At 38.7% G+C, this 18,022-nt stretch carries 17 protein-coding genes and 1 tRNA gene; all 18 read right to left on the reverse strand.

Features of this window, described 5'->3' with window-relative positions; translation table 11 throughout:
* Positions 1-248: 248 nt before the first annotated feature.
* The 18 genes from lysS to CHI06_RS21760 all read right to left on the reverse strand — a co-directional run bounded on the left by lysS (position 249) and on the right by CHI06_RS21760 (position 18,019).
* Positions 249-1,733: a lysine--tRNA ligase gene (gene lysS, locus CHI06_RS21675; protein WP_095250653.1), complete on the reverse strand. Its 1,485-nt coding sequence runs from the start codon at positions 1,731-1,733 to the stop codon at positions 249-251.
* Between the two features lie 208 nt (positions 1,734-1,941).
* A complete protein-coding gene (gene dusB / locus CHI06_RS21680; protein WP_095250654.1) occupies positions 1,942-2,931 on the reverse strand; it encodes a tRNA dihydrouridine synthase DusB in 990 nt (329 codons plus the stop codon).
* An 18-nt stretch (positions 2,932-2,949) separates the two neighbouring features.
* Positions 2,950-3,156: a helix-turn-helix domain-containing protein gene (locus CHI06_RS21685; RefSeq protein ID WP_095250655.1), complete on the reverse strand. Its 207-nt coding sequence runs from the start codon at positions 3,154-3,156 to the stop codon at positions 2,950-2,952.
* Positions 3,108-3,635, reverse strand: coding sequence for a 2-amino-4-hydroxy-6-hydroxymethyldihydropteridine diphosphokinase (gene folK / locus CHI06_RS21690; protein ID WP_095250656.1), 528 nt, complete (start codon positions 3,633-3,635; stop codon positions 3,108-3,110). Before folK ends, CHI06_RS21685 begins: the two co-directional genes overlap by 49 nt.
* A gap of 2 nt (positions 3,636-3,637) precedes the next feature.
* Positions 3,638-3,997, reverse strand: a complete 360-nt coding sequence (folB, locus tag CHI06_RS21695; protein WP_095250657.1) for a dihydroneopterin aldolase — start codon at positions 3,995-3,997, stop codon at positions 3,638-3,640.
* Entirely contained in the window at positions 3,990-4,763 is a 774-nt protein-coding gene (folP, locus tag CHI06_RS21700) for a dihydropteroate synthase (RefSeq protein ID WP_095250683.1), read from the reverse strand. The genes folB and folP overlap by 8 nt, the downstream gene beginning before the upstream one ends.
* Positions 4,764-4,944: 181 nt before the next feature.
* Positions 4,945-5,871, reverse strand: a complete 927-nt coding sequence (gene cysK, locus CHI06_RS21705) for a cysteine synthase A (protein WP_095250658.1) — start codon at positions 5,869-5,871, stop codon at positions 4,945-4,947.
* A 145-nt stretch (positions 5,872-6,016) separates the two neighbouring features.
* Complete coding sequence (locus CHI06_RS21710) at positions 6,017-6,901, reverse strand: peptidyl-prolyl cis-trans isomerase (RefSeq protein WP_095250659.1); 885 nt, start codon at positions 6,899-6,901, stop codon at positions 6,017-6,019.
* Between the two features lie 21 nt (positions 6,902-6,922).
* Positions 6,923-7,801, reverse strand: a complete 879-nt coding sequence (hslO, locus tag CHI06_RS21715) for an Hsp33 family molecular chaperone HslO (protein WP_095250660.1) — start codon at positions 7,799-7,801, stop codon at positions 6,923-6,925.
* 14 nt (positions 7,802-7,815) lie between these two features.
* On the reverse strand, positions 7,816-8,601 hold the full coding sequence (locus CHI06_RS21720; RefSeq protein ID WP_095250661.1) for a type III pantothenate kinase: 786 nt from the start codon (positions 8,599-8,601) through the stop codon (positions 7,816-7,818).
* A 113-nt stretch (positions 8,602-8,714) separates the two neighbouring features.
* The gene (ftsH, locus tag CHI06_RS21725) at positions 8,715-10,661 is read right to left on the reverse strand and encodes an ATP-dependent zinc metalloprotease FtsH (protein ID WP_095250662.1); all 1,947 of its coding nucleotides are present in this window, start codon (positions 10,659-10,661) and stop codon (positions 8,715-8,717) included.
* Between the two features lie 88 nt (positions 10,662-10,749).
* On the reverse strand, positions 10,750-11,298 hold the full coding sequence (gene hpt / locus CHI06_RS21730; RefSeq protein WP_095250663.1) for a hypoxanthine phosphoribosyltransferase: 549 nt from the start codon (positions 11,296-11,298) through the stop codon (positions 10,750-10,752).
* Between the two features lie 23 nt (positions 11,299-11,321).
* Complete coding sequence (tilS, locus tag CHI06_RS21735; protein ID WP_095250664.1) at positions 11,322-12,710, reverse strand: tRNA lysidine(34) synthetase TilS; 1,389 nt, start codon at positions 12,708-12,710, stop codon at positions 11,322-11,324.
* Between the two features lie 154 nt (positions 12,711-12,864).
* Complete coding sequence (locus tag CHI06_RS21740) at positions 12,865-13,878, reverse strand: protein kinase domain-containing protein (protein ID WP_095250665.1); 1,014 nt, start codon at positions 13,876-13,878, stop codon at positions 12,865-12,867.
* Positions 13,847-14,584: a vWA domain-containing protein gene (locus tag CHI06_RS21745; protein WP_095250666.1), complete on the reverse strand. Its 738-nt coding sequence runs from the start codon at positions 14,582-14,584 to the stop codon at positions 13,847-13,849. Before CHI06_RS21745 ends, CHI06_RS21740 begins: the two co-directional genes overlap by 32 nt.
* 95 nt (positions 14,585-14,679) lie before the next feature.
* Positions 14,680-17,160, reverse strand: coding sequence for a stage II sporulation protein E (gene spoIIE, locus CHI06_RS21750; RefSeq protein WP_095250667.1), 2,481 nt, complete (start codon positions 17,158-17,160; stop codon positions 14,680-14,682).
* A gap of 214 nt (positions 17,161-17,374) precedes the next feature.
* Positions 17,375-17,448: transfer RNA gene (locus CHI06_RS21755), tRNA-Met, on the reverse strand.
* Positions 17,449-17,575: 127 nt separating this feature from the next.
* A complete protein-coding gene (locus CHI06_RS21760; RefSeq protein WP_095250668.1) occupies positions 17,576-18,019 on the reverse strand; it encodes a S1 domain-containing RNA-binding protein in 444 nt (147 codons plus the stop codon).
* Positions 18,020-18,022: the final 3 nt, after the last annotated feature.

Consider the following 18,022-nt stretch of genomic DNA (forward strand, 5'->3'; position numbering starts at 1 on the left):
ATTAATCATATCGCTCAAAAGCGACTTTATCATCTTACCAAGTTATTAACTTAATGTCAACAACTATTTAACTTCTTTTTTTGAAAAGTTGTTTGTTTCGCAACAACAGATATTAATATACCACCATTGATTCCTCAGCGCAATACCTTTTCGAAGTTATTTGTCCCATATACTAAAATAATAATTTTCAAATATCTTTTAGCAAGAAAACAAAAAGCACCAGTTGCCCAGTGCTTTCTATAATAACATTAACGATGGCGCATTAATGGGAATAATAATACGTCACGAATAGATGGTGAGTTGGTTAGTAACATTACAATACGATCAATTCCGATTCCTAATCCACCTGTAGGCGGCATTCCGTATTCCAATGCCTCTACAAAGTCCTCATCCATTTCATGCGCTTCATCATTACCCTGCTCACGCTCTTTTAATTGCGCTTCAAAGCGCTCCCTTTGGTCAATTGGGTCATTTAACTCAGTAAATGCATTGGCATGTTCACGAGCAACGATAAATAACTCAAAACGATCCGTAAATCTTGGATCTTCTTCGTTCTTCTTAGCGAGTGGAGAGATTTCAACCGGATGACCATAAATGAAGGTTGGCTGAATTAACTTTTCTTCAACCTTTTGCTCAAAAAATTCATTAACAATATGACCATATAGCATATGTTCGGTAATCTCTACTCTATGTTCCTTTGCAAGTTCCCGAGCTTCTTCTACACTCATTTGCTTCCAGAAGTCTACACCTGTAAATTCTTTTATCGCATCAACCATGTGTAATCTTTTCCACTCTGGTTCAAGGTTAACTTCATACTCTCCGTATTGGATAGTAGTTGTTCCTAATACTTCTTTCGCAATGTGGGCAATTAGATTTTCAGTCAGACTCATAATGTCCTGGTAATCCGCATATGCCTCATAAAGCTCGATCATCGTAAACTCAGGATTGTGGCGAGTAGAAACACCTTCGTTACGGAATACACGGCCAATTTCGTACACTTTTTCAAGTCCTCCCACGATTAAACGCTTTAGGTGTAGTTCAATGGCGATCCGCATGTAAAGTTCCATATCAAGAGCATTATGGTGAGTTATAAACGGTCTTGCTGACGCACCACCAGCAATAGAGTGCATCATTGGTGTTTCCACCTCTAAATAGCCGTGGTTATCTAAGTAACGACGCATTGATTGAATAATCTTGCTTCGTGTAATAAAAGTAGATCTGCTTTCTTGGCTCATAATGAGGTCAAGGTAACGTTGACGGTAGCGCTGTTCCACATCCTTGAGCCCGTGGAATTTATCAGGCAGGGGACGAAGAGCCTTTGTCAAAAACTCAAACTCTTGAACCTTTACGGAAAGTTCACCGACCTTTGTTTTAAATAGAGAACCCTTTACACCAATGATATCTCCTAGATCCGAGGAATCAAATACTTCATAAGCCTCCGCACCAATTGCATCAACTCTAACATATACCTGAATCTGCCCGGTAAGGTCTTGGATATTAGCAAATCCCGCTTTACCCTTACCACGTTTCGTCATTATCCTACCTGCAAGAGTAACGGAAACATCTTTCGCTTCAAGGTCTTCTTTTTCCAATTCAGCATATTGCTCTACTAATTCTTTAATATTATGAGAGCGGTCATATCGCTTACCAAAAGGATCTAACCCTCTTTCACGCATGGCGTTCATTTTATCACGTCTGACCTGCAGCTGGTCATTTAATTCTTCCTGACTCATACCTAATCAACTCCAATTACTTTCTTTTTTATGTAAACCTTGGATACATGCTTTCACATTCACTTTTTCTACATACTTTATTATTTTACACAAACTTAGGAATTCAGACATCAAAAAAGTTCTTAATAAATAAAAACTGCCAGTATTTCACCGGCAGTCTTGTGTTTAAACAAAGCTATTATAGAAAAAGAGTAGTATTATGTCAACTTTATCCAACCGTTACTAGACTTTCAACATCTGCGGCTAAATCATTTAACAGGGTAACCAATTGATCCCGGGTATTGCACTCATTAACGGCATTTCTTACTTTTGCATTGCCCTTTACACCTTTTAAATACCATGCCGCATGTTTACGCATTTCTCTAACTGCCACATCTTCATTTTTCAAAGCAATTAAACGGTCTAAGTGTAAAATACATACATCCATTTTTTCTCGAACGGAGGGCTCACCCATAAGTTTACCAGTTTTGAGGAATTGAACTGTACGGTAAATCATCCATGGGTTTCCTAAAGCTGCTCTTCCAATCATTACCCCATCACAGCCGGTTTCATCAAGCATCCTTTTTGCATCCTGAGGGGTTTGGACATCACCATTCCCAATTAGCGGGATATTGATTGATTGCTTTACTTCTTTAATAATATCCCAGTTCGCTTTTCCTTCATACATTTGAACGCGCGTACGACCATGGAGCGCAACCGCTTGACCGCCGGCTCTTTCTACTGCCTGTGCATTTTTGACTGCAAAAATATGGTCCTCATCCCAGCCCATACGCATTTTAACGGTTACTGGTTTTTCAACCGCTTCAACGACAGCTGAAACCATTTCATAGATTTTATCCGGGTCTAACAGCCATTTCGCCCCCGCGTCACATTTTGTAATTTTTGGAACTGGGCAGCCCATATTGATATCAATAATATCAGCGTTCGTACTTTTATCTACAAATTGTGCAGCTTCAACTAGTGTTTTCTTTTCGCCGCCAAAAATCTGCAGGCTTAATGGTTTTTCACGTTCGTCGATATAAAGCATATTCATCGTTTTTGCATTTTTTAAAACGATTCCTTTATCACTAACCATTTCCGCACAAACTAAACCAGCACCAAACTCTTTAACCGTTAGACGGAAGGCAGAATTACATACACCAGCCATTGGTGCTAAAACGACTTGATTTTTCATTTCAATATTGCCGATTTTCAACATACGATAATGCCTCCCCCTCTATTCATTTGGTGCTAGTTCCTCTAAGGTAATATTTAAGGTTTGACCAATTTTCTTTAGTAACTCACCTGTAGGCAGGCGGTTGCCTCTTTCGATTTCTCCTATAATTGATACTGATACACTAAGTTCCTTCGCAAAGCTTTCCTGTGTGTATCCCTTTAGCTTCCGATAGGCTCGAATACGTCTTCCCCATTTTTCCGCTTCCATAATCGGACTCCTTCTTTGTTAGGTAATTCATTGATTAATGCTTCAAGTGGTTTATCTATATTTGGAATGATTATGTCAGGTTTTATCTCTGACAAAGGTATCATGACAAAATTCCGCTCTAGCATCCGTGGATGCGGTATAATTAGTTTCTCTGTTTCAATATTTTCTTGGTTATAGAGAAGAATGTCAAGGTCAATTGTTCTTGGACCCCATACAATTTCCCTTTTCCTACCAAGTGTTAATTCAAGATTTAAACAAATAGCTAGTAATTCATGGGCACAGAGTGAAGTCATAACCTCAATCACCATATTTAAAAATAAATCTTGATCTTCATATCCTACAGGATCCGTTTCATAGATTGAGGAGATATTTACCATTTTAATCTCAGGATGATGTGCTAGCTGTTTTATTGCTTCTGTCAAATAATCATACCTGTTTCCGATGTTAGATCCAAGGGCAATAAATGCTGTATTTCCCATTTTTATCTTCTCCTTGTAATTTCTACTGCAACAGACCGATAATGTCCGGGTATTGGCGGGTCTGGTTTGATAACCTTTACAGTTGCTTCGGAAACAAGAGTAAACCGATTCAAAACAGTTTCTGCAATTTTTTCCGCAATAGCTTCAACAAGCTTATACGGTTTTCCCTCGACAATTTCTTTACACACCTGAAATAACTCGCCATAGTTTACCGAATACTCTAGTTCATCACTTTGACCAGCTTTTTTTAAATCTATTAACACCATTAAATCTACGATAAAACGCTGACCAAGTCTTGTTTCCTCAGGAAAGACACCATGATACCCATAGAATTCCATTTGGTTTACAAATATTTTATCCAAGGCTGACACCCTTTCCCATTAGAACATCCATCATTTTTGCCATTCTGCTCATTTCCTTAACATCATGTATACGAATGATCTGACATCCCTTTTGGATTCCATAACAAACACTAGCGCCAGTCCCTTCCATCCTTTCCGTTACCGGAAGATTGAGTGCTTGTCCAATCATGGATTTTTTTGATGTTCCTAAAAGGACAGGGTAGCCGAGAGCCGTTAGTGTATCTAGGTTTTGCATCATCAAAATGTTCTCATTCAAGTCTTTAGCAAAACCGATTCCTGGGTCTAAAATAATCTGATCATCTCTCACACCTGCTTGTTTTACGATATTTATACTCTCGTACAGGTCATTTAACACGTCTCTTATGAAAAAGGAGTAGTCTCGATTATTTCGATTGTGCATAAGGATAATGGGGACATTATATTTTGCAGCCACTGCTGCCATTCCTTCATCTGCCTTTGCTCCCCAAATATCATTAATAATATGAGCACCTGCTTCAATGGCACTTTGAGCAACTTTTGCTTTATATGTATCAATCGAAATAGGAACCTGCACATGTTTAGCAATCGCTTCTATGACTGGAACTACACGCTCAATCTCTTCCTTTTCAGAAATAACAGTATACCCCGGTCGGGTAGATTCACCGCCAATATCAATGATATCAGCTCCATTTTCAACCATTTCTTTGGCACGCTCAATTGCTTGTTCTATATTATTGTACTTTCCACCATCCGAGAATGAATCTGGTGTTGCATTTAAAATCCCCATAATATAGGTTTTTTTACCGAAGTCTAACTGATATGGTCCGCATTTAATACTGTACTTCCCAGATGTATGCACCCTTAAAACCTCCACTAATTTTTATACTTCTTACATCATACAAGAAAAATGTTTTTTAAAGCAAAAAAAGAGGTTTAGCTCTATGCTAAAACCTCTCCTATTTTACTGATTAATCCTCATATTGGTAAAGCGGTGTACTTAAATAACGTTCTCCATTATCAGGAATAATCGCCAGTACTTTTTTACCTTTTCCAAGTTTCTTGGCAACTTCTAAAGCGGCATGAATAGCTGCTCCAGAGGAGATTCCACCTAGGATTCCTTCTTCTTTTGCAGCTCGTCGTGAAGCTGTAAAAGCTTCTTCCGCTTGAACTTGGATGACTTCATCATAAACTTCAGTACTTAAAACAGCAGGAACAAAGCCCGCTCCAATACCTTGAATCTTGTGTGGACCTGGCTTACCGCCTGATAATACTGGGGAATCAGTAGGCTCAACCGCGTAAATTTTCACATTTGGGAACTTCTCACGAAGAACTTCACCTGCACCTGTGATTGTTCCACCGGTACCGATACCTGAAATAAATGCGTCAAGTTGATCCATTTGTTCCACAATTTCCTTACCAGTAGTTCTACGGTGTACTTCAGGATTTGCTTCATTTTCGAATTGCTGCGGTACGAAATATCCGTTTTCTTCAGCAAGTGCATTGGCTTTAGCTATAGCACCTTTCATTCCTTCTGGTCCTGGTGTAAGTACTAGCTCAGCACCATAAGCACGAAGCAGGTTTCTTCTTTCCAAACTCATTGTTTCAGGCATAACAAAAATTGCCTTGTATCCTTTAGCTGCTGCAATCATAGCTAAACCGATACCTGTATTTCCACTTGTAGGCTCAATAATCGTATCAACACCAGGTTTAATTAAACCCTTCTCTTCCGCTGCTTCAATCATTGCCAAAGCAATACGGTCTTTTACACTACTGCCAGGATTGAAATACTCAAGCTTTAAATAAACCTCTGCACTGTTTTCATCTACTAATCTGTTTAATTTAACAATAGGAGTTTGACCAACTAATTCTGCAACTGAATTTGCTACACGTACCATTAGAGCACCTCTTTCTTTATTCCGAGTATTTTTATTGGTATTATAGTAAATTTATCAGTTTTCTATTGGTTTTGTCAACACTTTTGCTGTGGGAAATTTCCAAATTTATAAATAAAAACACAGAAAAATTACTTCTGTGCTTCTCTTAGTCTGTGTCCTTATTTCCATAAAACCATTCTACTTTTGTTTCTTCCCAAAAGGTTGCGGTTGAGGCAGATGTTTTCATTTGTTCAAGTGCAATTTCTCTGCGTATTTGCTGCTTAACATCCTTAAAAGAATACTTTTGTTCCTCAATTTTCCCTTCAAGCTTAACAATGGCATAGCCTTGTTCCACTTTAATTGGCTCACTCCAGGCCCCTTTTTTTAACTTCTTTGCTGCTTTAAGGTATTCAGAAGGATACCGTTCCTCCCCTTCCATAATATACCCGATGTCTCCACCTTCATTAGCAGAAAATTCTTCAACGGACTTTTCCATCGCTAAAGCTGAAAAACTCGACCCTTGAGACAGTTCCTTGATTGCCTTTTCTGCTTCATCACTTGATTTCACAATAATATGTGATAAATGATAGGCGGATGGAATGGTATAAAGCTCTTTATTCGCTTCAAAATACGCCTTCATTTCTTTTTGAGATACCTTTACATCTCTGGTTAGAATTTCTTCCTGAATAAGACTATTACGAATATGCTCTTTCCACTTTTTCTCCGTAGTTTTTTTGTTTTCACTTGGAGAACTGTATGTAGTTTGAAGGATTCTATATTCGCGTTCTACATCATCCTCTGAGACCTTAATTTTATACTTGGCTGCCATTTCTTTAATAACTTTTTGATCAATCATGTCTCTTAGTACATCTTTTCCATATCTAGACTCTAACTCATTAAGCCACTCTTGCCTTGTAATTTCACCTTTCCCCACGGTTGCAACGACTTCGTCATTAATTGTTTCATTCCCTTTTGAAAAGTAAAAGACAATCGTTAGACAGTTCAATAAAATAAGTGCTGCAATAACAATCCATAGCTTCTTTCGTCTCAAAAACTCCTCCCCCTGCGCTTTTTATTTTGCCTGGCTCTTTAGATCTTCAAGTTCTTCTTTCGTGAAGAGATATTTTTCATTACAAAAGTGACAATGAGCCTCTGCCTGTCCATCCTCAACAATCATATCCTCAATTTCACCTTGACCTAAACCGACAATTGCATCTGCAAATCTATTCTTTGAGCACACACACTGAAATTGAACAGTCATTGTTTCTAGTACATTTACCTGTTCCTTTCCGAACAGCTCCTCCAAAATTTCTTCTGGAGTAAGTCCTTGTTTAACTAATTTTGAAATCGGAGGAATCGTTTTTAAACGCTCTTCAACCTTAGTAATGGTTTCATCTTTTATTCCCGGCATTAATTGAAAAATAAATCCGCCCGCTGCTAGGATTGTATCGTCCGGATTCACCAAGACACCTACCCCAACAGAGGAAGGCACCTGTTCCGAAGTGGCAAAGTAATAGGTGAAGTCTTCGCCTAATTCTCCAGAGACAATGGGTACAAGACCCGTGAAGAAATCACGAAGACCCGTATCCTTAACAACCGATAAAGTACCGTCAGTGCCAACCGCGCGGCGAACATCTAACTTCCCATGCTCATTTGCCTCAAAGTCCACTTGGGGATTTGTAACATATCCACGGACATCCCCTTTTGCATTACTATCGACTAAGATGACACCAATTGGTCCGCCTCCGTCAATTTTGATGGTTAATTTGTCTTCACCCTTCAACATTGCACCCATCATAACTCCGGCTGTTAGAGAGCGCCCTAGGGCAGCTGAGGCTGTCCGCCATGTTTGATGTCGGCGCTGCGCTTCAGAAACTACTTCAGTTGTACGTACCGCAAACGCTCTAATTTGGCCGTTATAAGCCAAAGCCTTTACTAAATAATCAGTCATTATGTAACTCCTTTCTAGTTGCTATTTCTTAGGATATCCATATTCCTCTTATAGATTAACTGCAATCCTTTTAAAGTTAAAAATGGATCAACAATATCAATAATCTTGGATTCTTGGGCAATTAATGAAGATAATCCTCCCGTTGCAATGACTGTAGGTTTTTGGTCACTTTGATCCATCATTCTTTTAACAATTCCCTCAACTTGACCTACATAACCATAGACAATTCCAGCCTGCATGGCAGCTACTGTATTTTTCCCAATTACACCTTCAGGACGTGCTATATCAATTCTTGGCAGTTTTGCTGCCTTCGAGTATAGAGCCTCCGTCGAGATACCAATCCCTGGTGCAATCGCGCCGCCCATATATTGACGTTGTTCATTGATGTAGCAATAGGTTGTAGCCGTACCAAAATCAACAATAATCAACGGGCTGCCATATTCATGAATAGCAGCAACGGCATTGACGATACGGTCAGCCCCAACTTCTCTAGGATTTTCATATTTAATATTAAGGCCTGTTTTGATCCCAGGCCCGACCACTAACGGACTGAGTTGAAAGTATTTTTTACACATTCTTTCCAGGGCAAACATAATAGGCGGGACAACAGAAGAAATGATAATTCCATCTATTTGGGAAAACGATAGACCAGAAGCATCAAATAAGGATTTAATAATCATCCCGAATTCATCCTCTGTCCGGTTTCGGTTTGTTTCTACACGCCAATGATACTTAAGTTCTTCCCCATTATATACACCTAAAACAGTATTGGTATTACCTACGTCAAATACGAAAATCAAAAGAATCACTCACTTTTCTGATATTTCTTATGTCATTCTGCAAACATCATATCATAATTACTTTTATCGTGAAAAAAAAAGAGTGCTTTTTTGTAAGCACTCTTTTTAAAACATTACTTATCCTCTGTTTCAGAAGGCTGACTGGCAGGTCCTTCATCCTTCTTTGTATTGATATTTACCTTCACATCATCTGATTTTTTCATATCAACTCGAACACTTTCTAGTTCAGCTGCAGATTCTGGCATACGGCCATTTTTAATTAAATAATCGATTTGTTCTGCATTGAGCGTTTCGACTTCAAGAAGAGTCTTAGCAATCAGGTCAAGTTTATCACGATTCTCAATAAGAATCGTTTTAGCTCTTTCATAACATTCTTTAAGAATGCGTTGAATTTCAAGGTCAATTTCAAAGGCAATGGCATCGGAATAGTTTTGCTCATTATGAATGTCACGGCCCAAGAATACTTGACCGCCTGAAGCCTGACCGAATTGTCCTACGCCAAGCTTATCACTCATACCAAATTCAGTAACCATTTTACGAGCAATTCCTGTCGCACGTTGGAAATCATTGTGAGCTCCAGTACTTACCTCACCAAAGACAATCTCTTCTGCAACACGTCCACCCAATAAGCCCACAATTTTATCAAGTAATTCTGGCTTCGTCATAAAGTAACGGTCTTCCCTTGGAAGCATCACTGCGTATCCGCCGGCTTGACCACGAGGTACGATTGTAACCTTATGAACCATATCTGCCTCATTAAGGATTAATCCAATTACTGTATGCCCGCCTTCATGGAAAGCAACAATATTGCGTTCTTTCTTTGAGATAACACGAGTCTTTTTAGCAGGACCAGCAATGACCCTGTCCGTTGCTTCATCAATATCTTCCATGTCGACCTTCTTCTTATTCTGACGAGCAGCAACTAAGGCTGCTTCATTTAATAAGTTTTCTAAGTCTGCACCAGAAAAACCTGGTGTACGCATCGCTATATTTTTTAAGTTAACGGCTTCATCTAATGGTTTATTCTTTGCATGTACTTTAAGGACTGCTTCACGGCCATTTACATCTGGACGATCAACAGTAATTTGACGGTCAAAACGTCCTGGACGCAATAACGCAGGGTCAAGGATATCCGGACGGTTTGTAGCGGCAATAATAATGATTCCTTCATTTGCCCCGAATCCATCCATCTCAACTAGTAATTGGTTCAAGGTTTGCTCACGCTCATCGTGACCTCCGCCTAAACCAGCACCACGTTGACGGCCGACCGCATCAATTTCATCGATAAAAATGATACATGGAGCATTTTTCTTTGCATTTTCGAATAAATCACGTACACGGGATGCACCGACCCCAACAAACATTTCAACGAAGTCAGAACCACTAATAGAGAAGAAAGGAACACCAGCTTCACCTGCTACTGCACGTGCAAGTAAAGTTTTACCTGTACCTGGAGGACCCACAAGGAGTACTCCTTTTGGAATACGGGCACCAAGTTCCGCAAATTTCCTAGGATCCTTAAGGAATTCTACCACTTCGACTAATTCTTGTTTTTCTTCATCCGCTCCAGCAACATCCTTAAATCGAGCCTTCTTCTTGTCATCATTGTAAAGCTTTGCTTTACTCTTACCAAAGTTCATAACACGGCTTCCGCCGCCTTGAGCTTGATTTAATAAGAAGAAGAATAAGATAAAGATAATCACAAATGGAATAATGGAGGTAAAGAATGTTACCCATCCACTAGTTTCTTTAGCAGGCATTACTTCTACCTTCGAACCTGCTGCATCAATACGCTCTAGAATTTTCTCACTGTTTGGTACATACGTTAAGAAGTTCTTACCACTTTTTATCTCTTTTTCAAACTTCCCCCGAACTTCAAATACCCCACGTTCAGGCTGCATCGAAAATTCGTCCACTTCATTCTTTTCTAAATGTGCTACAAACTCATTGTAAGAAATGTTATCCGTAGGTTCGTTGCTGCCATTGAAGAAGCTTACCACGCCAATTATGACTAAAAATATCAATAAATAAAAGATGGTATTACGGAAAATCCGATTCATCTCTTACCTCCTCCCGCGATAAAAACTTTTTTAGATAGTATCATAGAAAATCATTCCAATTCTTAAATTAATCTGGTTTTAGTTTCATTTAAAGATTATCGCTATATACTTCTGGTTTTAAAACTCCAATATATGGAAGGTTCCGGTATTTTTCGAGATAGTCTAAACCGTATCCTACCACAAATTCATCTGGGACAATAAAACCAACATAATCCGCCTTTATTGCACTCTTCCTTCCTGTTGGTTTGTCAAGCAGGGTAACAATTTTGATTGATTTCGCCTTCCTATATCGGAATAAATCATGGAGATAGCTTAATGTTAAGCCGCTATCGATGATATCCTCAATAATTAAGATGTCTCTTCCTTCTACTGAAGTATCTAAATCCTTTAGGATTTTCACTTCTCCTGAAGAAACAAAACCAGATCCATAGCTCGAAACATCCATAAAATCCATTTCTAGATAACAATCCATTCGTTTTAGTAAATCAGCCATAAATGGCATTGCACCCTTTAGAACACAGATAGCAAGAGGAACCGTATCTTTATATTCCTCCGTTAATTCAGCCGCTAACACCTTGATTTTTTCCTGAATTTCCTCTTCAGAAACTAACACCTTTTCAATATCCTGATTCATCATAAATTGCGCCTCCTAGAAGATCATTACTTATTATATGTGAGTAGTATATACTGACTTGTTGAATGATTAATGCCTTCGATAGCAGATTTTTTTAATCCAGGAAGCCATAGAATCCACCCATCTTTGTCAGTAATAACAGGCCATGAATCTCGATCCTGAATAGGAACTTTACTATCGATAAAAATATCCTTTAGTTTTTTAGTTCCAGTCATTCCTTTCAGGTTCATGCGGTCCCCTATTTTTCTGGTTCGAATCTCGATGGGCAGCTTAATCTTGTCAGCAGGAAATAGTGCATAAAATCCTTTTGTTTCAATAGTACCTTTATCATCAATTACATCCATTCTAATACTTGCCCCATTAGGTAATTTAATTACACCAGGTCCTGATAGTTCATAGGAATAAGGTGTACTCGCTTTCACTTCAAATTGGAAGGAAAGCTGTGAATAAGAACGAATCACTTTTAGTCCAATGGGAAGATCAAGTGTTCCAGAAGGATGATGATGTCGAATTAAAGATAGAATATCATCAATATGTAAAGCAGAAAGTGACACTGGTATTACTTTGTAAAGATAGTTTAATATTAGTTGAATACCTCTTCTTTGTAAAGGAATTGGCATTTCTAGAAAAGGGATTATGTCAATGATAATTTTATTTCCTTCTCCCATTTTCATTACTTTATTCATTCTTTGGACAGTTAATTCCTGAAGAAGTATTTCATCGTTCTGTACATCTTCACTAAAACGTTGAAAATGTTCATGGACATTTTGATTTTCTGCTTTTAAAAAGGGAAGAACTTCATTTCGAAAACGATTCCTGCTATAAATATTTTTTTTATTGCTTGGGTCTAGTCTAGGTACTAAATGCTGCTTCTGACAATATTCTGCAAGCTCTGCCTTCGTTAACGATAGGAAAGGGCGAATAATAAATCCATTCCCAAAAGGTCTCGTGAACGGAATCCCTGCTCTTGCAGCACCAGAACTCCCTCTTGTCAATCGCATTAAAATCGTCTCAACTTGATCGTCACCATGATGACCAAGGGCTAAAAAGTCATAATTGTATTTTTCCATTATTCCTTCAAAAAACTCATATCTTGCTTGTCTTGATGCAACTTGCGAGTTTTCCCTTGTTCTCTGAATGATTTCAGGAACATTTATTCGTGCCATTTCAAACGGAATTTCCTTTTGTTCACAATAAGCCTTCACAAATAAAGCATCTTCAAATGATTCTTGGCCACGAAACATATGATCTACGTGTGCAGCTACAATGGAGAGATTTTTCTCTTCCCTTTGCATCCACAAGAAGTGAAGCAATGCCAGTGAATCTGGTCCGCCCGAAACTCCAACCACCACTTTTTTATTTTCTATTTGAAATGAAAGGCGATTGAGTAGTGCAGCTACCTTTGCTTCTAACATTTTGCATTCTTCCTTATAAAGATTCTTTAAAAATTATTTTGAATATCACTAGCTTACCACTTTTATGACAAAAGTATCAAAAACAAAGACCTAATTGATTAGGTCTTTTTTTCCTTCCCTTATATACGAAATGTTGAACCATTAGTTTCAAAAATCATAAAAGTTTTTGAAAAATATACAATAAGTATAAAAGTGTAATGAAGGTTGTAATACAGATTGTTTCGAACCAGCGGCTTTTTTTCTTCTTTCTACGGTACGTCTGCCTGCTTTTTGGCTGACTTACAGCCTGGCTTACTTTTTGTTTTTGATGGGTACTAGTGGTGGGTTTGGTTACGGGTTGTTTATTTCCAGGATGACTAGTTTTATTATCCATAACAAGCGATAATAATTCTGTTCTCATTTCGAGTGCATTCGAGTATTGTCCATAAAGTGCTTTTACAATGACTTTTTCTAGTGGAAGTAAATCCTTCTGATTTCGAATGGCTTCTCTAAGCTGGGCAATTCCACCCGTTGTTTTATTAAACCGTTTTGGGTAGGCAGTATTAATCATAATCATTGCGACAGCAAATAAATCATAAGCCGGATCGGCTTTTCTTGATCCTAATCCCCAGTACCCTCTATCATAAAACTCAGTAAACTCCTTAATGGCTCTTCCTTGAAGAGTTGTTCCACCGACATCAATGCACCTAATCTTAGGGGTGGGACCAGTAACAATTAGGTTTTCTGGCTTTAAATCCCCAAATACCCAGCCATTTTCATGCAATTTATTCAAGTCATTTAACAATTGCAGAAAAAGAACAGTGGTCCATGATTTTCCTTTACTTTGAATAAATGTCAATAAGTCAGGGCCTTGAATATATTCCATGGCGTAAAATGAAATCTGTCCTCGATTACTTTTCCAATCATCTACATCAAGCAAAGAAGGCCCGAGGGTTGACCCTTGGACCTTCGCAAATGACCTTAATACATTTACCTCAGAGGTAATAGACATTCCGTTATCACTCATCTTTAACGCTACCTGCGTGTTTTTAAACTTTGCAAGGTAGACAATGCCGTTTGCTCCAAATCCGAGTTCCTTTAGAACTGTATATTTATTTGAATGCCATTTTCCAGTGATTATAGTGCCAGGTGATACCTTACATCGACTCTTCAATGAATGATTCATCATCACCGGTCAAAAGACTCCTTAATGAACGTTTTGAATTAAATGAAGTTAGTGCTGTACGAATTGCAGGTCCTGTTGGAGTAATTCCACCTGTTGTAAGCTGGGAGAAGATACTTGTCAAAGATTGTAGCTTTGGAGTCCATTCTAGAATTTTTTCGACATCATTCTTTTTCCCGGGAAATACAAAAACTGCAAACTGATTATCACCTGTACGTGCATTCAGGCTTAGCGATAGGTCAAGTAGTGCCTCTTTTACGGTAGGTAGCTTGTGTTTCATACTTGCACTTGTATCGACAAGAATCAACACCTCTAATTCGACAGTTTCTCCAAGCTCATCAACCACTTCCATTACTTCCCCTCTTTTCTCAGGAGGAAGATCTTCAATGGTTTGTGAGCGGCCAAGAATTTGCTGTAATTCTCGGTTTACCACACCTTGGATTGTCTGGGTCATTGCTTTCCTTGTAACCATTTGGACCGTTTGTGAGAGTTGCTGAGCATAAACGATTTGACTGACTCCGCCGCCAGACATGGCTATTCCTTCAATTTCCGTCATACCCTTTTCATCAATTACATCCTGCTCCATAACACCGATAACATTTACGGAAATACCTTGTTCTTTTGCAAGAGCCGCCATCGCAATAGGATCTTCCCCTTGATTTGAACAGCCGTCTGTTATTAATAGAATCTGACGAATTTTCCCTGTATACATACTCATTCTCCCTCCACTTTTCGAGTTACTTCCATTTTCGACACGGTGGAGGGGATTTATACATATTCAAAGGGTAAACAGCATAAAATAATTGATTACGCTTGTTTCTTCAACTTCGTAACAGGAATACTAGCCCATTTAGGTGTATTGTGTTTTATTTTTGCCACAGCAATGGTCATATCATCTCCAATTGAGTTATCCCGTGACCGAATTACCTCTTCTAATATTAAGTCGGATATTTCCTGAGGATCATCTGTTTGTAATTCTTGTATTTTACGCTTCATCCATAAGTCGTAGTTCTCTACATGTTTAGGACCCTCAAATATTCCATCACTCATCATAATGAGTAAATCTCCTGCCTTTAGTTGCTCGCTAACCACATCTACTTCAAATTCTTCTAGTATACCGATTGGCAGATTACTAGCCTGAATTTTTATAACCTTATTTCCCCTTTTAATAAAACTAGGAGTGGAGCCAATTTTCAAAAACTTCGCTGATGCGTTTTGCAGGTCAATCATGGCTAAGTCTAATGTTGAAAAAATTTCATCTGTCGTACGAAGGGAAAGGATTGAGTTCACTGACTTAATGGCAACTCTTTCTTCAATTCCGGATTGCAGTATTTTTTGTAAAAGCTGCAATGTCTCCTTGCTCTCATAATGAGCTCTTTCCCCATTTCCCATACCATCACTTATCGCGATTGCGAACTTCCCAAGTCCCAATTCCATTGTTGAATAGCTGTCACCTGATACAAAACCACCATCCATGGCGGCGTGGGCCATTCCTGTTTCAACCGTATAGGCTTTTGATGAACGAAAGATTACGTGGCAGAAACCATTCGGATATGCAGCACATTCTTCAGAGCTAACGATAATCTGCTCCCCGAGGATATCTGAAAGCATTGGTGCAATTAATTTCTCACACTCACCATGCCCATTGCAGAAAGGGACGGACATTTCGATATCCACATTTCCCGACTCTAGACTATAAATCTCAACATGTTCAACATGAACACCAAAAGCCTGAATCGCCTCCATAATTTGTTCCTCTTGTTTGTGATGGTTTTCTCTTTCGCGCTGTATTTCCTTTGCGAAGTTATCCATTACCTCTGACACTCCAAGTAGTTGATCTGCGACAAGTTTTCTACTTTCCTGAACCTGTTTCTTTAGCTTTTGGTTTGCTTGATAAAAGGTCAACTCTTGTCCGACCGCTTCATACACTCTTTTTGACCGGGTACAGTGCTTTTCCCACTCACGAGATAATTTAGGTGAAACGACGCCATCATTTTGGTCCATTTCATGAATAATTTCTTCCAAGTACCCATAGGTGGTATTAAAATTCTTCGCCCAGCACTGCTCCTTCTTAAAGCATGTGTTACAGGTTTTTTCCGTTACGTGACTCATAAAGAAATCCATTTCGCGTGCATCCTCGTCAACACTAGGCTTTACTTCCATTTGTGAAAAACTTTTTGAAAGTGCATGGAAGACATTAGAGAACTGAGCAACCCGCTGTGCTGTCACATCACGCATTTTCCTCATATATTTTTGTTGTTCGGTTGTGTATTCTGGTGTACCTGGTATATATTTGGCAAGCTTAGAAGTAAATATCTGGGGTGTTAAAAGGAATAGGAGGATAGCTGCCCCAGACTCCATTAGTGTAATGGTTAAGGTTCCGGTACCGCCCTCCTGACCATACATTCCAATTAACAGTGTTGAAATAAACAAGCCAATAGCAACGCCTATCTTTTTCCCTTCCTTTAACAAACCGCCTAATACCCCTGAAAACGCGAGTAAACTCATATGATAGAAACTTGAAACACTTGCAAGGCTAAAGATTAAACCGGTAACGACCCCAACTGTCGAACCAACCGTTGCTCCCGCAATAAAGGAAAATACTAAAACAAGGTAGCGTGACAGAATATGCTCAAGTGATAAATCGTAAATCTTCCATCCGATGGTTCCCGTCATAATAGAAGCAAGCATAATAATTAAGCAGACAATCTCCTCTGTTTTTAACAACTGCCTGCGCTTGTTTAAAATTAATAAGGGGATGCTCTGTAAAAAGATAAGTGTTAGGATAAAGGCAAGACTAGCCTGAACTCCAACCATCATAGCGTCATATAATGAAAGCTGCTTAGATATAATAAAAGCTTCGGCTAATTTTCCTGTCCCTAGAATAATGGCTACAAAGAATGGAATCATTCTCATCTCATTTTTTATCCATCGTTCACTAATTCGGTAAATGACTAGAAAAAGGATGGACACCAAAAAGGTAAATGCGGCATTCTTTAAGGAGACAGTTGCGGCACCCGCAACCAACCCCACTAAGGCAAGTGGAGACCTATCTCTTTTTATAAGAAAGACTGCAGCGAAAAACGGCAGACTAAAGGGAGCAAGCGTAGACAATATCAAAGCTCTTCCTAGTAAGAAACCAACCAAAAGTAAAAGGTAACCCTTTACAAGGAAGAAGGATTCAACTTTTAACTGGAATTTTTTCAAGACGCTGTCCCAAGACCATTTAGAGGATTTAAAGTTAACCTCTCCGACCGGTTCTAGTAAACTCCGTTCTAGCTTTTCCATAAATCACACTCCTCTATTAATTCTTGTTAATGACTATTATAAAATTAATAGATTCAAAATTTTGTCAGATTAGTGAACGTATGCAAAGTTTCGTTCGACGGTTTCCACTATATTTATTCAATTAATGTTGACAAATTGAAATGGTGTCGGAATAAGGAATATTTTTTACAAAAAAAAAAGAAGCACCGATTAAGAATCGGTACTTCTTTTTTTATAGCGGCGGAGGGGATCGAACCCCCGACCTTACGGGTATGAACCGTACGCTCTAGCCAGCTGAGCTACACCGCCAAGTATTTAAGGCACAAGCTATATATTACTATAGAGTGAAAATAGATGTCAATAAGAATTTTCGAAACAAAAAAGACAAGCCGCTAGACCTGTCTTTCTAAATTAATATTTTAATATAAGCAACAAGTTAACCTCTTTTAGCTCCTCTTCCGCCACGCTTAGATTCTGTATGACGTTTTAAAGAAGTTAAACGATCTTCACTATCTTTTAAAAACTTCGCCATTTTTGACTCAAACGTCTCTACTCTTGGAGCATTTCGATCATTTGACCTGTTCTGACGAGGGCGTTGTGAATGTGAGCTCGAGTGTGAACGGTACTTTTGCTGAGCCTCTGGTTTATCAATTGCTTTTTTTATAGAAAGGCCAATTTTCCCATCTTTTTCAACATTCATGACTTTAACTTCTACTTGGTCACCAACTTTAAGATGATCATTGATATCTTTCACATAATTATCAGCAACCTCACTGATGTGTACGAGTCCAGTTGAGCCATCAGGCAGCTCCACAAAAGCTCCGAATTTTGTAATCCCTGTGACCTTTCCTTGTAACTTGCTGCCTACTTCGATTGACATAAA

The sequence above is a fragment of the Bacillus sp. 7884-1 genome, from assembly GCF_002272245.1.
In the GTDB taxonomy this organism is placed as follows: domain Bacteria; phylum Bacillota; class Bacilli; order Bacillales; family Cytobacillaceae; genus Neobacillus.

Coding starts and splice junctions, on each gene's coding strand:
- CHI06_RS21745 (WP_095250666.1), bottom strand. CDS start 14,584: ATGTATACAGGGAAAATTCGTCAGATTCTATTAATAACAGACGGCTGT.
- CHI06_RS21760 (WP_095250668.1), bottom strand. CDS start 18,019: ATGTCAATCGAAGTAGGCAGCAAGTTACAAGGAAAGGTCACAGGGATT.
- hslO (WP_095250660.1), bottom strand. CDS start 7,801: ATGACTGATTATTTAGTAAAGGCTTTGGCTTATAACGGCCAAATTAGA.
- ftsH (WP_095250662.1), bottom strand. CDS start 10,661: ATGAATCGGATTTTCCGTAATACCATCTTTTATTTATTGATATTTTTA.
- spoIIE (WP_095250667.1), bottom strand. CDS start 17,160: ATGGAAAAGCTAGAACGGAGTTTACTAGAACCGGTCGGAGAGGTTAAC.
- lysS (WP_095250653.1), bottom strand. CDS start 1,733: ATGAGTCAGGAAGAATTAAATGACCAGCTGCAGGTCAGACGTGATAAA.
- CHI06_RS21740 (WP_095250665.1), bottom strand. CDS start 13,878: ATGATGAATCATTCATTGAAGAGTCGATGTAAGGTATCACCTGGCACT.
- hpt (WP_095250663.1), bottom strand. CDS start 11,298: ATGATGAATCAGGATATTGAAAAGGTGTTAGTTTCTGAAGAGGAAATT.
- cysK (WP_095250658.1), bottom strand. CDS start 5,871: ATGGTACGTGTAGCAAATTCAGTTGCAGAATTAGTTGGTCAAACTCCT.
- folP (WP_095250683.1), bottom strand. CDS start 4,763: ATGGGGATTTTAAATGCAACACCAGATTCATTCTCGGATGGTGGAAAG.
- CHI06_RS21685 (WP_095250655.1), bottom strand. CDS start 3,156: ATGGAAGCGGAAAAATGGGGAAGACGTATTCGAGCCTATCGGAAGCTA.
- tilS (WP_095250664.1), bottom strand. CDS start 12,710: ATGTTAGAAGCAAAGGTAGCTGCACTACTCAATCGCCTTTCATTTCAA.
- folK (WP_095250656.1), bottom strand. CDS start 3,635: ATGGGAAATACAGCATTTATTGCCCTTGGATCTAACATCGGAAACAGG.
- dusB (WP_095250654.1), bottom strand. CDS start 2,931: ATGTTGAAAATCGGCAATATTGAAATGAAAAATCAAGTCGTTTTAGCA.